This window comes from Pseudomonas iranensis (genome assembly GCF_014268585.2).
In the GTDB taxonomy this organism is placed as follows: Bacteria; Pseudomonadota; Gammaproteobacteria; order Pseudomonadales; family Pseudomonadaceae; genus Aquipseudomonas; species Aquipseudomonas iranensis.
The window spans coordinates 5,182,730-5,196,591 of the sequence record NZ_CP077092.1 but is presented as its reverse complement, the minus strand read 5'-3'; the positions used below and the strand labels follow the sequence as shown (position 1 = coordinate 5,196,591).

Genomic DNA, 13,862 nt, shown 5'->3' with positions numbered 1-13,862 from the left:
CTGCGGGAGGTGCCCTCTGGGCGCGCGCGTTTTTCCGGTTCCGACAAATTCAACAAGCGAGGAGGATCGCCATGGGCGTGACCAATCGGTTGGCCTGTTACTCCGACCCCGCCGACCACTATTCCCACCGAGTGCGCATCGTGCTTGCAGAGAAGGGTGTCAGCGCCGAAATCATTTACGTGGAAGCGGGCCGCCAGCCGCCTAAACTGATTGAGGTGAACCCTTACGGCAGTCTGCCGACGCTGGTCGATCGTGACCTGGCGTTGTGGGAGTCGACCGTGGTGATGGAGTATCTGGATGAGCGTTACCCGCACCCGCCGCTGATGCCGGTTTATCCGGTGGCGCGGGCCAACAGCCGTCTGCTGATCCACAGGATTCAGCGTGACTGGTGCGGGCTGGTGGATCTGATTCTGGATCCCAAGAGCAAAGAGGCCGCACGGGTCGTGGCGCGCAAGGAATTGCGCGAAAGCCTGACCGGCGTTTCGCCGCTGTTCGCCGACAAGCCGTTCTTCCTCAGTGAGGAACAAAGTCTGGTGGATTGCTGCCTATTACCCATACTCTGGCGTTTGCCGATTCTGGGTATTGAACTGCCGCGGCCGGCCAAGCCGCTGCTTGATTATATGGAGCGCCAGTTTGCGCGTGAGGCTTTCCAGGCGAGTCTGTCTGGTGTCGAACGCGATATGCGCTAAGGCTTAAGGAGCCGCTATGAACTCCAGTCGACCTTATCTGGTCCGCGCGCTCTACGAGTGGATTGTGGATAACGATTGCACCCCGCACATGCTGGTCAACTCCGAGTACCCGGCGGTGCAGGTGCCACAGGGTTTTGCCAGTGACGGCCAGATCGTCCTGAACATCTCGCCGAGTGCCGTGCGTCATCTGCACATGGATAACGACGTGGTGACGTTCGAAGGCCGCTTCGGCGGTGTTCCGCACAGTCTCTACGTGCCGATCAGCGCGATCCTGGGCATTTATGCGCGTGAGAACGGCCAGGGAATGGTGTTTGACCTCGAGTTGCCGATGGACGACGAGGAAGACATCGATCCGGATGACGACTCGCCGCCACCGGGCAGCGAGCCGCCACGCCCCAGTGGCCGGCCAAGTTTGAAGGTTGTGAAATAAAAAAAAGGCGATCCGGATGGATCGCCTTTTTTATGTCTGCCTTTTACGGTCAGTCGATGTATTCGAACAGCTTCACAATCTTCTGCACACCAGACACACCCTGAACCAGATTGGTTGCCTGAGTGGCTTCCTGTTTGGTCAGCAGGCCCAGCAGGTAGACGATGCCGTTCTCGGTCACGACTTTGATGCGCGAGCCAGGAATGCTGGCGTCGGTGAGCATCTGGGTCTTGATCTTGGTGGTCAGCCACGCGTCGTTCTGGCGCGCCAGCAGCGAGGAAGGTTGCAGCACTTGCAGTTCGTTGTGCACTTTCTTCACGCGCTGGACGTTGGCGGCGGCCTGTTCGGCTTTGGCCTTGAGGTCTTCGCGCGGAGTCTGGCCGGCGAGCAGGACCACGCCGTTGAAGCTGGTGATGACGATGTGCGAGTCGTTGTCCAGTGCCGGATCGGCCTTGGCGATGTTCACGCCTGCTTTGGTTTCGATCAGCGAGTCGTCGATCTTGCTGCCGAAGGTGCGCGTGCCACGGTCGTCTTCAATCGGCGCTTCACGGCTGGCGTTCACCACCGAGGTGCAGCCGCTGATGCCGAGGCACAGGGTCAAGGCCAGAAGGCCAAGGCGATTAGGGGTCATTCTTCACTCCCGAACAGTTGGCTGTCGATCAGATCGCAAAGGCAATGGATCGCCAGCAAGTGGACTTCTTGAATACGTGCAGTGACGTTGGCCGGTACGCGAATCTCGACGTCCTCGGGCAACAGCAGCGACGCCATGCCGCCGCCATCGCGTCCGGTCAAAGCTACGACAATCATTTCGCGATCATGTGCGGCCTGGATCGCTTGAATAATGTTCGCCGAGTTGCCGCTGGTCGAAATCGCCAGCAACACATCGCCCGGCTGGCCGAGCGCGCGGATTTGCTTGGAGAACACTTCGTTGTAGCTGTAATCGTTGGCGATCGAAGTGATCGTCGAAGTGTCGGTGGTCAGCGCAATCGCCGGCAGACTCGGACGCTCGCGCTCGAAGCGGTTGAGCAGCTCCGAGGAAAAATGCTGGGCATCGCCAGCCGAGCCACCGTTGCCGCACGAGAGCATTTTTCCTTCGTTGAGCAGGGCGTTGACCATGATCTGGCTGGCTTGCTCGATGTGCGGTGCAAGTACGTCCATCGCCTGTTGCTTGGTGTCGATACTGGCCTGGAAAAGCTGGCGAATTCGGGATTGCATGTCCATCTGTGTGACCTTAAGTGGCGCGGCTGTTCGGCACGTGAATGTGCAGCCGGCAAAACAAAGAGCAAAATGTGTCGGACGAAAACAGGGCAGGGTGCAGGCGATCAACTGTCGAAAGCATTCTGCAACCAGTTCAGCTGATTCGGGTGGCTGTCGATTGCCACCACATCGAAGCGGCAGGGGGAATTGGCCCAACGCGACTCGCGCTGAAGAAAATACTGTGCTGCAAAGATCAGTTTCTGCTGCTTGCGCTCGTCGATACTGGCGAGCGCGCCACCCCATTGAGTGTTTTTTCTGTAGCGAACTTCAACGAATACTACTGTATCGCCATCAAGCATGACCAGATCAAGCTCGCCGCGTTTGCATAACCAGTTCTGCGCCAACAGGCGCAGACCTTGTTGTTGCAGATGTTCGAGCGCCTGGCGCTCGGCATCCTTGCCGCTTTGCGAGCGTGACCTGTCGGGCATCAGCGCGGTGTGTCCGGCAGGCGCTGCACCTGACCGCTGACGAACTGTGCCCACGGCAACTGGCGCACAACGCGCTGGGTCTGGGTCATGCCGAGGCTGCCCGACTGACCTTCGATGCGGCTGTCCGGCAGGGCTTTGAGTTGGCCCAGGCGCGGGGCCAGGCGATAGGCGTCGGCGCCCATGGCGTACAGGCGACCGAGGCTGCCATTGGCTTGCGGCCATTGCGCAGCCACCTGCTGGCGCAGCGGATCGCTGGTTTCCAGCAACCATGGGGTTTCGCAGAAGCGAATGCCGTTCATGTCGTTGTACTGGTTGACGTCGCCGCTGGCGCTGTACACGTGGGAAGTCGCGTAGACCGGCACGTCACCGGCGTACTGGAAGTTCAGGGTCGGCTTGATCTGCTGGGCCTGTTGCGGCGTGGCGGCCAAGAAGATGAATTCGATGTCCTGGCGACGCGAAGGCTGGGCGGCGACATTGGTGCCGGCAACATTCTGCAGGCTCTTGGCGCGAGCTTCGCTCTGACGCAGTTGGAACATATCGGCGATCTGCTGGGCCAGTTGCACCGGCTGATCGACACGTTCGGTGGCAACGATGCTGCCGCCATTGGCTTGCCAGTCCTGGCTGAAGGCACGCAGGACGCGATCGCCCCATTCGCCCTTCGGCACCATGATCGCGGCGCGATGCAGGCCATCGGCACGGGCGCGACGGGAGACTTCGCGAGCTTCATCTTCAGCAGCGAGGCCGAACTGGAACAGTTGCGCCGGGCCTTGCTCGCCTTCGCTGTAGTTCAGCGCCAGGGTCGTGATCGGCAGTTGCGGGCGAGTGCTCAGTTGCTTGACCAGTGGTTTTTCCAGCGGGCCGACTACCAGTTGCACGCCGTCCGCCTGGGCCTTGCGATAGAACTCGTCCATCGAGGTCAGCTTCGAGCTGTCGTAGAACTCGATGGCAGGCGTGTTCTGGCCGGCCTGTTGCGCCTGATAATGCGCGGCCATGAAGCCTTCACGCAGCGCTTTGCCGACCGACGCCAACTGGCCGTCCTGGGGCAGCAGCAGGGCGATTTTGCTCAGTGGCTGGCTGGCCAGTTCCTTGAGTTTGGTAAGCGGCAGCGGCAGGTTGATCGCCGCCGGGTGCTTTGGATTCTGCGCACGCCAGTTGTCGATCGCGGCCTGTTGCTGTTCCAGCGTGCCTGCGGTTTTCACCGCTTGCGCCAGTGCCATCCAACCGCCGAGATCGTCGGTGTTGTTCGGTTGCAATTGATCGGTTGGCAGCGACGCGATCAGGGTCCAGATCGCTTCGTGATTCTTGCTCGCCGCTTCGCCTTCCAGCATCGGTGCAATGAACACACGCTCACGGGCAGCGGCCAGCGTCTGGCCATCGGCTTCAAGGGCGCGGGCGTGAACAGTGCCAGTGCGCACTTGCTGCTCTTCCGGCATTTCGCTGAGCTTCTGGAAGCTTGGATGGCTCAGGGCAGTCAGCGCAGCTTTCGGCTGATTGCGCGTCATGGCCAGTTCGGCGGACAGCGTATTGGCGAAAATCTGCTGGCCTGGCTTGAGTTGCTCCACCGGCACTTGTTGCAGGATTTGCGCGGACTGGCCGGCGTTGCCTTGGCGATAAGCCTGGTCTGCTGCGCTCAGGCGCAGCAGGGCGGCTTGTTCCGGGGTTTTAGCCTGGGCGGCCTGTTCGAGCAGTTGCTCGATGCTGGCGTCCGGAGTCCGTGGAAGTTCGCCAAGGCTGGAGGAAGGGGAGCTGGCACACGCGGCCAACAAGGCAGCGAGGCAGAGGGCAGTGAGCAGCCGCAGGCAAGCGATCATGTAAGTGTTCCTGATACTCGATCAAATTAGCGTGGAATTGTACCCAAGCACTGGCCGGGGCGCGATGTTACTGGCGTGAATCGGTCAATTTAGCTGGAGTAAATGTTGCGGCAGCGCACAACCGGGCGAAAAACCGCACTCGGCCGGAGCGCATCGCAAGCCTCATGACGCGCTACAATGGCCGCTTTTACCGATCACGAGGTGTGCGCTTTGACTGCTCCAGGTCCTTTGAATTCCGCTGCTGGCTCGCTTTATGTGGTGGCGACGCCCATCGGCAACCTGGACGACATCAGCGCCCGGGCCTTGAAGATCCTCCGTGAAGTGGCACTGATTGCAGCGGAAGACACGCGGCATTCGGCGCGCCTGATGCAGCACTTCGGTATCGGTACGCCGCTGGCCGCATGTCACGAACACAACGAACGGGATGAGGGTAGCCGCTTTATTACCCGGTTGCTGGCGGGCGACAACGTCGCGCTGATCTCTGATGCCGGCACGCCGCTGATTTCCGATCCGGGTTATCACCTGGTGCGTCAGGCCCGTGCGGCCGGCATCAATGTGGTGCCGGTGCCGGGTGCCTGCGCGCTGATCGCGGCGCTGTCGGCGGCGGGATTGCCATCCGACCGTTTTATCTTCGAAGGTTTCCTGCCGGCCAAGTCGGTCGGGCGCAAGGCGCGTCTGGAAGCAGTCAAAGAAGAGCCACGCACCCTGATTTTCTATGAGGCGCCGCATCGCATTCTCGAATGTCTGCAGGATATGGAAGCGGTGTTTGGCGGCGAGCGTCAGGCTCTGCTGGCGCGGGAAATCACCAAGACCTTCGAAACCCTCAAAGGCTTGCCGCTCAGCGAACTGCGTGCGTTCGTCGAGTCCGACAGCAATCAGCAGCGCGGCGAATGCGTAGTGCTGGTGGCCGGCTGGACGGCGCCGGAGTCGGAGGACGCGGTCAGCAGCGAAGCCATGCGCATCCTCGATCTGCTTCTGGAGGAAATGCCGCTCAAGCGCGCCGCCGCACTGGCAGCACAAATCACTGGCGAGCGCAAAAACGTGCTGTATCAGGTCGCGCTGGATAAACAGAAAGGCGTGTAAGCCGTCGCCCATGGCGTTCCTGAGGGTTTTAGCGCTTGTTCTTCCGGCGCTCTGCCGTTAACCTTCGCGGCGGAGAGTCGATCGGACAGTCGCTGCCCTCTATGAAAATTAGGGGGGGGAGGAAAGTCCGGGCTCCATAGGGCGAAGTGCCAGGTAATGCCTGGGAGGCGTGAGCCTACGGAAAGTGCCACAGAAAATAACCGCCTAAGCGCGCAAGCGCCGGTAAGGGTGAAAAGGTGCGGTAAGAGCGCACCGCACGTCTGGCAACAGTTCGTGGCTAGGTAAACCCCACTTGGAGCAAGACCAAATAGGGTCCCAAGGCGTGGCCCGCGCTGGGACCGGGTAGGTTGCTAAAGATGTCCAGTGATGGCCATCGTAGACGAATGACTGTTCAAGACAGAACCCGGCTTACAGATCGACTCTCCACCTTTTTCTTTCCCTGCTTGAAACAAAGAAGACGCGGCTGTGTAATGTCAGCCGGCCTGGTCTGAAACTCCGGCAGCGGCAAACGCGGTAATAGCCTTTTCCCACCCTGCTTCAATCAACAGCCGAAGCGCCTTTGTAATACCGAAAAAATCTTACTCTTAACAAACTACTTTAACTTTCGAGCGCAGCTTTCAGTGCTGCATCAAGTTATTGGTCGAAACTTCACGTCAGATTCTCGTTGGGCCTCCTTTTACGTCGCTAAATCTCCGTTCTGTAAGGCTTTTCCTTTAATCCGCGCCTTGACGGTGTGGTGGGCGCATTCCTATAGTGTGCGCAAGTGGCGGAAAGTGGCATGAAGTGGGTTTTTTGAGCTCAAAACGATAAAAATTGGAGAAACGCTGACGTGTTTCGCGGAGCTAACGCTATCAGTCTCGATGCAAAGGGCCGTCTCGCCATGCCGAGCCGGTACCGTGACGAGCTCGATTCGCGCAGTTCCGGTCAATTGATCGTGACCATTGATGCCGTTGATCCGTGCCTGTGTGTCTATCCACTCGATGAGTGGGAAATTATTGAAACCAAGTTGCGCGCACTCCCTTCGCTTCGCGAAGAGAACCGTCGCCTGCAACGTTTATTGATTGGTAATGCCGTCGACCTCGAACTCGATGGCAGTGGTCGTTTCCTGGTTCCGCCGCGTTTGCGCGAATACGCCAAGCTCGATAAGCGCGCGATGCTGGTCGGCCAACTGAACAAGTTCCAATTGTGGGACGAGGATGCATGGAACGCGGTATCTGCCGCTGACCTTGCTGCTATTCAACAACCGGGCGCGATGCCTGATGAACTGCGTGATTTGATCCTGTGACTATTGATAGCGGCTTTAACCACATCACCGTACTGCTTGACGAAGCCGTCGAGGCTCTCGCCGTACGTCCTGATGGCTGCTATCTGGACGGCACATTCGGGCGCGGCGGGCACAGCCGGTTGATCCTCAGCCAGCTCGGGCCGGACGGTCGACTCATCGGATTCGACAAGGACCCTCAAGCGATTGCCACCGGGCAAACGCTAGCGGCCGAAGACGGCCGCTTTGTCGTTGTGCAGCGCAGCTTTGCCGAGCTCGGTTCGGTGGTTGCCGAGCAAGGCCTGACCGGCAAGGTCAGCGGCATTCTGCTCGACCTCGGCGTGTCGTCGCCGCAGCTCGATGACGCCGAGCGCGGCTTCAGTTTCCTCAATGACGGGCCGCTGGACATGCGCATGGACCCGTCCCGTGGCATCAGCGCTGCCGAATTCGTCAACACCGCGCCAGTGGAAGAAATCGCCCGGGTGTTCAAGGAGTACGGCGAAGAACGTTTCTCCGGGCGTATGGCCCGTGCCGTCGCCGAGCGTCGTGACATCAAGCCGTTCGAGCGCACCGCCGATCTGGCCGAAGTGCTGAAAGTCGCCAACCCGGCGTGGGAAAAGGGCAAGAACCCGGCTACCCGCGCGTTCCAGGGTTTGCGCATTCACGTCAACAACGAACTCGGCGATCTGGAAGCCGGCCTCGACGCCGCGCTGGAAGCGCTGGAAGTTGGCGGCCGTCTGGTGGTCATCAGCTTCCACTCGTTGGAAGACCGCATCGTCAAACTGTTCATGCGCAAACTGGTGAAAGGCGAGGCCGACAATCTGCCGCGCAACCTGCCGGTTCGCCACGTCGCCTTCGAACCGAAAATCAAAATCCACGGCAAAGCGCAGACGGCCTCCGACGCCGAACTCAAAGCCAACCCACGTTCCCGTAGCGCCGTCATGCGTGTCGCGGAGAAGTTGCGGTGAGCAAGCTTTTCGCCAAACCACTGCCCGGCGGCAGCTTTCTGATGCTGCTGCTGTTTATCGGCGTGCTGTTTTCGGCCATTGCCGTGTCGTACAGCGCGCACTGGAACCGGCAGTTGCTCAACACCCTTTATAACGAGCTCAGCGTGCGCGACAAGGCGCAGGCCGAGTGGGGACGCTTGATTCTCGAGCAGAGCACCTGGACCGCGCACAGCCGCATCGAAGTGCTGGCCACCGAACAACTGAAAATGCACATCCCTGGCGCGGCTGACGTGAAGATGGTGGCGCCATGATGAAACTCGAAGGCGCACTGTTCCCATGGCGCTTCCGCCTGATGGTGGCGCTGCTCGGCCTGATGGTCGCGGCGATCTGCTGGCGGATCATCGACCTGCAAGTGGTCGACCGTGACTTCCTCAAAGGCCAGGGCGATGCGCGCAGCCTTCGGCACATTCCAATTCCGGCGCACCGTGGCCTGATCACCGACCGTAACGGCGAGCCTCTGGCGGTCAGTACGCCGGTGACCACGCTGTGGGCCAACGCCAAGGAAATGCAGTCGGCCAAAGAGAAGTGGCCGGCACTCGCCGCCGCGCTGGGCCAGAACCCGAAAGCGCTAAGCGAACGCCTCGAAGCCCAGGCCAACAAAGAATTCATTTATCTGGTGCGCGGGCTGACCCCCGAGCAGGGCCAGGCTGTGCTCGATCTGAAAGTGCCCGGCGTCTATGGCATCGAAGAGTTCCGCCGCTTCTACCCGGCCGGTGAAGTCACCGCGCACATGGTCGGCTTTACCGACATCGACGATCACGGTCGCGAAGGCGTCGAGCTGGCCTATGACGAATGGCTGGCCGGGGTGCCGGGCAAACGACAAGTCATCAAGGATCGCCGTGGCCGGCTGATCAAGGATGTTCAGGTCACCAAGAACGCCAAGGCCGGCAAGCCCTTGGCGTTGTCGATTGATCTGCGTCTGCAATACCTGGCCAACCGCGAGCTGCGTAACGCGATCATCGAGAACGGCGCCAAGGCCGGCAGTCTGGTGATCATGGACGTGAAGACCGGCGAGATCCTGGCCATGGTCAACCAGCCGACCTACAACCCGAACAACCGTCGCAACCTGCAACCGGCGATGATGCGCAACCGCGCGATGATCGACGTGTTCGAACCGGGTTCGACCATGAAAGCCATTTCCATGAGCGCGGCGATCGAAACCGGCCGCTGGAAACCGAGCGACACCGTCGAGGTGTATCCGGGCTCGTTGCAGATCGGCAAATACACCATCAAAGACGTGTCGAAGACCGAAGGGCCGGTGCTCGATCTGACCGGCATCCTGATCAATTCCAGTAACGTCGGCATGAGTAAAGTCGCCTTCGATATCGGCGGCGAAACGATTTTCCGTCTCGCACAGAAAGTCGGCCTCGGTCAGGACACCGGCCTGGGCTTCCCCGGCGAACGTGTCGGCAATCTGCCGAACTACCGCGAATGGCGCAAGGCTGAAACTGCAACCTTGTCTTACGGCTACGGTATTTCCGTGACCGCGATCCAGCTGGTGCACGCGTTCTCGGCGCTGGCCAACAACGGCCGCCTCGCGCCGCTGACCCTGATCAAAACCGACAAGATGCCGCAGACCACCCAAGTGCTGCCGGAAGCCGTGGCGAAAACCATGCAGGGCATGTTGCAGCAGGTAATCGAAGCGCCGCGCGGCGTGTTCCGTGCGCAGGTGCCGGCTTATCACGTCGGCGGCAAGTCGGGTACCGCGCGTAAGACCTCGGTCGGCACCAAGGGCTACGCAGAAAACTCCTACCGTTCGCTGTTCGCCGGCTTCGGCCCGATGAGCGATCCGCGTTACGCCATTGTTGTGGTGATCGATGAGCCAACCAAGGCCGGTTACTTCGGTGGTCTGGTGTCGGCGCCGGTGTTCAGCCGCGTGATGTCCGGCACCCTGCGCCTGATGAACGTGACCCCGGACAACCTGCCGACTACGCAACAGGCCAACGCCACCCCGGTCGTTCCGCTGAAAGCCAATGGAGGGCGCGGCTGATGTCATTAAGTCTGAACAAGATATTCCCCCACGCCGGCCACGATCTGTTGATCCGTGAACTGGCGCTGGACAGCCGCAACGTGCGCGCCGGCGACTTGTTTCTCGCCGTGCCCGGCGGCCGTTTCGATGGCCGTGCGCATATCGCCGATGCCTTGCAACGCGGCGCGGCTGCCGTGGCTTATGAAGTCGAAGGCGCCACCGTGCTGCCGATCACTGACGTGCCGCTGATTCCGGTCAAGGGTCTGGCGGCGCAGCTGTCGGACATCGCCGGGCGTTTTTACGGTGAACCGAGTCACCACCTGAACCTGATCGGCGTCACCGGCACCAATGGCAAGACCAGCGTGACCCAACTGGTCGCGCAGGCGCTGGATCTGCTCGGCCAGCATTGCGGCATCGTCGGCACGCTGGGTTCCGGTTTCTACGGCGCGCTGGAAAGTGGCCTGCACACCACGCCGAATCCGATTGCGGTGCAAGCGACCCTGGGTGATCTGAAAAAGGCCGGCGCGAAAGCCGTGGCCATGGAAGTGTCGTCCCACGGTCTGGATCAGGGCCGGGTCACCGCGCTGGCGTTCGACGTGGCGGTGATGACCAACCTGTCCCGCGATCACCTGGATTACCACGGCACCATGCAGGCCTACGCCGAGGCCAAGGCCAAGCTGTTTGCCTGGAATGATTTGAAGTGCCGCGTGGTCAACCTCGACGACGATTTCGGTCGGCAACTGGCGGCGGAAAAACGCGAGTCGCGCTTGATCACCTACAGCCTGCTCGACAGCAGCGCGTACCTGTTCTGCCGCGAAGCGCAGTTCGACGACCACGGCGTGCGCGCCACGCTGGTCACGCCGCAGGGCGAACATCACCTGCGCAGTACGCTGCTCGGCCGTTTCAACCTGAGCAACGTGCTGGCCGCAGTCGGCGCCTTGCTCGGTCTGGATTACGCCCTCGACGAAATTCTCAAAGTGCTGCCCAAGCTCGAAGGCCCGGCCGGACGCATGCAGCGTCTGGGTGGTGGTACGCAACCGCTGGTGGTGGTCGATTACGCCCACACGCCCGATGCGCTGGAAAAAGTTCTTACCGCACTGCGCCCGCACGTCAAAGGCCAATTGCTGTGCCTGTTCGGCTGCGGCGGTGATCGCGATCGCGGCAAACGTCCGTTGATGGCCGAAGTGGTCGAGCGTCTGGCCGACCAAGTGCTGGTGACCGACGACAATCCCCGCACCGAAGATCCTGCGGTGATTTTCGACGACATCCGCGCCGGTTTCAGCGCTGTGGATAAAGTCACTTTCGTCGCCGGTCGCGGCCAGGCCATTGCGCAATTGATTGCTGGCGCAACCGCTGATGACGTCATTGTGCTGGCCGGCAAAGGTCACGAGGACTATCAGGAAATCAACGGCGTGCGCCATGCGTTTTCCGATCTGGTCGAGGCCGATCGCGCCCTGACCGCGTGGGAGGTGGCCCATGCTTAAGGCCCTGACACTCAGCGAACTGACCAACGCACTCGAAGCCCGTTTGATCGGCGCTGACGCGAGTTTCGACGGCGTCAGCATCGACAGTCGGGCGATCCAGGCCGGCCAGTTGTTCATCGCCCTGACCGGCCCGCGTTTCGACGGTCATGATTATCTGAACGACGTTGCCGGTAAAGGCGCCGTGGCGGCACTGGTCGAGCGCGAAGTCGCCGACAGCGCGTTGCCGCAATTGCTGGTCAAGGACACCCGTCAGGCGCTGGGCCAACTCGGCGCGTTGAACCGTGCTGCGTTCACCCAGCCAGTGGCGGCGGTGACCGGTTCCAGTGGCAAGACCACGGTCAAGGAAATGCTCGCGAGCATCCTGCGCACGCGCGGTCCGGTGCTGGCGACCCGTGGCAACCTGAACAACGACCTCGGCGTCCCGCTGACCCTGATCGAACTGGCGCCGGAGCACACCTCGGCCGTGATCGAACTGGGCGCCTCGCGTCTCGGTGAAATCGCCTACACCGTCGGGCTGACCAAGCCGCACGTAGCGATCCTGAACAACGCCGGCACCGCTCACGTCGGTGAGTTCGGCGGTCCGGAAAAAATCGTCGAAGCCAAAGGCGAAATCATCGAGGGTCTGGCCGCCGATGGCATCGCCGTGCTCAACCTCGATGACAAGGCTTTCGGTATCTGGAAGACCCGCGCTGCCGGTCGTCAGGTGCTGACCTTCGCCCTGAGCAACAGCGAGGCGAATTTCCATGCCAGCGATCTGGCCACTGATGCCCGTGGTTGCCCGGCGTTCAATCTGCACACGCCTGAAGGCAGTGAGCGCGTGCAACTGAACCTGCTCGGTACCCATAACGTCGCCAATGCCCTGGCTGCCGCTGCTGCTGCGCACGCCTTGGGCGTGTCGCTGTTCGGCATCGCCACCGGCCTCGGCGCGGTGCAACCGGTCAAGGGCCGCACCGTCGCGCAACTGGCGAAAAACGGCATGCGCGTGATCGATGACACCTACAACGCAAACCCCACCTCGATGTGCGCGGCCGTTGATATACTCGCCGGCTTTTCCGGCCGCACCGTCCTGGTGCTCGGAGATATCGGCGAGTTGGGCGACTGGGCGGAGCAGGGGCACCGCGACGTGGGCGAGTACGCCCGAGGCAAGGTTTCCGCGCTTTACGCGGTCGGGCCGAACATGGTCCACGCCGTAAACGCTTTCGGTGAGCAGGCGCAGCACTTCGGCACCCAGGCCGAGCTGATCCAGGCCCTCGCCGCCGAGCAGGACACAAACACCACCATTTTGATCAAGGGTTCGCGCAGCGCAGCGATGGAAAACATCGTTGCGGCTCTGTGCGGGTCCAGTCTGGAGAAACATTAATGCTGCTGCTGCTAGCGGAGTATCTGCAACAGTTCTACAAAGGCTTCGCGGTCTTCCAGTACCTGACCCTGCGCGGGATTCTCGGTGTGCTGACCGCGCTGGTCTTGTCGCTGTGCTATGGCCCGTGGATGATCCGTACTCTGCAGAACCGTCAAATCGGCCAATCGGTACGTAACGACGGCCCGCAATCGCACCTGTCCAAATCCGGCACGCCGACCATGGGTGGCGCGCTGATTCTGTCTTCGATCGGCGTCAGCACTCTGCTCTGGGCTGACCTGAGCAATCGCTACGTCTGGGTAGTGCTGCTGGTGACCCTGCTGTTCGGCGCCATCGGCTGGGTCGACGATTACCGCAAAGTCATCGAGAAGAACTCCCGTGGCCTGCCGAGCCGCTGGAAGTACTTCTGGCAGTCGGTGTTCGGCCTCGGCGCAGCGATCTTCCTTTATATGACTGCCGCGACGCCGGTGGAAACCACGCTGATCCTGCCGATGCTCAAGGACTACAGCATTCCGCTGGGCGCCGGTTTCATCGTGCTGACCTACTTCGTGATTGTCGGTTCGAGCAACGCGGTCAACCTGACTGACGGCCTCGACGGCCTGGCGATCATGCCAACCGTGATGGTCGGCGGCGGCCTGGGGATTTTCTGCTACCTGTCGGGTAACGTGAAATTCGCCGAGTACCTGCTGATCCCTTACGTGCCCGGCGCAGGCGAATTGATCGTGTTCTGCGGTGCGCTGATCGGTGCCGGTCTCGGTTTCCTCTGGTTCAACACCTATCCGGCGCAAGTGTTCATGGGCGACGTCGGTGCCCTGGCACTCGGCGCGGCACTGGGCACCATCGCGGTGATCGTCCGTCAGGAAATCGTCCTGTTCATCATGGGCGGCGTGTTCGTGATGGAAACCCTGTCAGTGGTCATTCAGGTTGCCTCCTTTAAGCTGACCGGTCGCCGTGTGTTCCGCATGGCGCCGATTCACCACCACTTTGAACTCAAGGGCTGGCCCGAGCCGCGCGTGATCGTCCGTTTCTGGATCATCACCGTGATTCTCGTCCTGGTCGGCCTTGCCACCCTGAAGCTGAGGTAGAACG

General features: G+C 61.0%; 14 protein-coding genes and 1 other RNA gene. 11 read left to right on the top strand and 4 right to left on the bottom strand.

Going from position 1 to position 13,862, the window contains the following annotated elements; genetic code table 11:
• Positions 1–71: 71 nt before the first annotated feature.
• Together HU724_RS23340 and HU724_RS23335 are read left to right on the top strand one after the other, a co-directional pair.
• Entirely contained in the window at positions 72–689 is a 618-nt protein-coding gene (locus tag HU724_RS23340) for a glutathione S-transferase N-terminal domain-containing protein (RefSeq protein WP_007961620.1), read from the top strand.
• A gap of 16 nt (positions 690–705) precedes the next feature.
• Positions 706–1,119 (top strand): ClpXP protease specificity-enhancing factor, encoded by a 414-nt coding sequence (locus HU724_RS23335; protein ID WP_016773263.1) that lies wholly within the window; start codon positions 706–708, stop codon positions 1,117–1,119.
• 49 nt (positions 1,120–1,168) lie between these two features.
• Here HU724_RS23335 and HU724_RS23330 read toward each other — a convergent pair whose 3' ends face one another.
• From HU724_RS23330 to HU724_RS23315, 4 genes are all read right to left on the bottom strand, one after another.
• On the bottom strand, positions 1,169–1,747 hold the full coding sequence (locus tag HU724_RS23330; RefSeq protein WP_024014250.1) for a BON domain-containing protein: 579 nt from the start codon (positions 1,745–1,747) through the stop codon (positions 1,169–1,171).
• Positions 1,744–2,337 carry a phosphoheptose isomerase gene (locus tag HU724_RS23325; RefSeq protein WP_008082788.1) on the bottom strand — a complete coding sequence of 198 codons (594 nt, stop codon included), beginning with the start codon at positions 2,335–2,337 and terminating at the stop codon, positions 1,744–1,746. The genes HU724_RS23330 and HU724_RS23325 overlap by 4 nt, the downstream gene beginning before the upstream one ends.
• Positions 2,338–2,438: 101 nt before the next feature.
• Positions 2,439–2,801 (bottom strand): YraN family protein, encoded by a 363-nt coding sequence (locus HU724_RS23320; RefSeq protein WP_016773265.1) that lies wholly within the window; start codon positions 2,799–2,801, stop codon positions 2,439–2,441.
• A complete protein-coding gene (locus HU724_RS23315; protein ID WP_186569182.1) occupies positions 2,801–4,612 on the bottom strand; it encodes a penicillin-binding protein activator in 1,812 nt (603 codons plus the stop codon). The genes HU724_RS23320 and HU724_RS23315 overlap by 1 nt, the downstream gene beginning before the upstream one ends.
• 177 nt (positions 4,613–4,789) lie before the next feature.
• Between HU724_RS23315 and rsmI the strand changes: the two genes are divergently transcribed.
• The 9 genes from rsmI to mraY all read left to right on the top strand — a co-directional run bounded on the left by rsmI (position 4,790) and on the right by mraY (position 13,858).
• Positions 4,790–5,695, top strand: coding sequence for a 16S rRNA (cytidine(1402)-2'-O)-methyltransferase (gene rsmI / locus HU724_RS23310; RefSeq protein ID WP_016773267.1), 906 nt, complete (start codon positions 4,790–4,792; stop codon positions 5,693–5,695).
• Between the two features lie 73 nt (positions 5,696–5,768).
• An RNA gene (gene rnpB, locus HU724_RS23305) (RNase P RNA component class A) lies at positions 5,769–6,122 on the top strand.
• Between the two features lie 402 nt (positions 6,123–6,524).
• Positions 6,525–6,980, top strand: coding sequence for a division/cell wall cluster transcriptional repressor MraZ (gene mraZ, locus HU724_RS23300; RefSeq protein ID WP_007917012.1), 456 nt, complete (start codon positions 6,525–6,527; stop codon positions 6,978–6,980).
• On the top strand, positions 6,977–7,924 hold the full coding sequence (rsmH, locus tag HU724_RS23295) for a 16S rRNA (cytosine(1402)-N(4))-methyltransferase RsmH (protein WP_024014247.1): 948 nt from the start codon (positions 6,977–6,979) through the stop codon (positions 7,922–7,924). Before mraZ ends, rsmH begins: the two co-directional genes overlap by 4 nt.
• Entirely contained in the window at positions 7,921–8,214 is a 294-nt protein-coding gene (gene ftsL / locus HU724_RS23290; RefSeq protein WP_016773269.1) for a cell division protein FtsL, read from the top strand. Before rsmH ends, ftsL begins: the two co-directional genes overlap by 4 nt.
• Complete coding sequence (locus HU724_RS23285) at positions 8,214–9,953, top strand: peptidoglycan D,D-transpeptidase FtsI family protein (protein WP_174823877.1); 1,740 nt, start codon at positions 8,214–8,216, stop codon at positions 9,951–9,953. The genes ftsL and HU724_RS23285 overlap by 1 nt, the downstream gene beginning before the upstream one ends.
• Entirely contained in the window at positions 9,953–11,416 is a 1,464-nt protein-coding gene (locus tag HU724_RS23280) for a UDP-N-acetylmuramoyl-L-alanyl-D-glutamate--2,6-diaminopimelate ligase (RefSeq protein ID WP_186569183.1), read from the top strand. Before HU724_RS23285 ends, HU724_RS23280 begins: the two co-directional genes overlap by 1 nt.
• Entirely contained in the window at positions 11,409–12,776 is a 1,368-nt protein-coding gene (locus HU724_RS23275; RefSeq protein ID WP_186569184.1) for a UDP-N-acetylmuramoyl-tripeptide--D-alanyl-D-alanine ligase, read from the top strand. Before HU724_RS23280 ends, HU724_RS23275 begins: the two co-directional genes overlap by 8 nt.
• A complete protein-coding gene (gene mraY / locus HU724_RS23270) occupies positions 12,776–13,858 on the top strand; it encodes a phospho-N-acetylmuramoyl-pentapeptide-transferase (RefSeq protein ID WP_016773275.1) in 1,083 nt (360 codons plus the stop codon). Before HU724_RS23275 ends, mraY begins: the two co-directional genes overlap by 1 nt.
• The last annotated feature ends 4 nt before the right edge of the window (positions 13,859–13,862 follow it).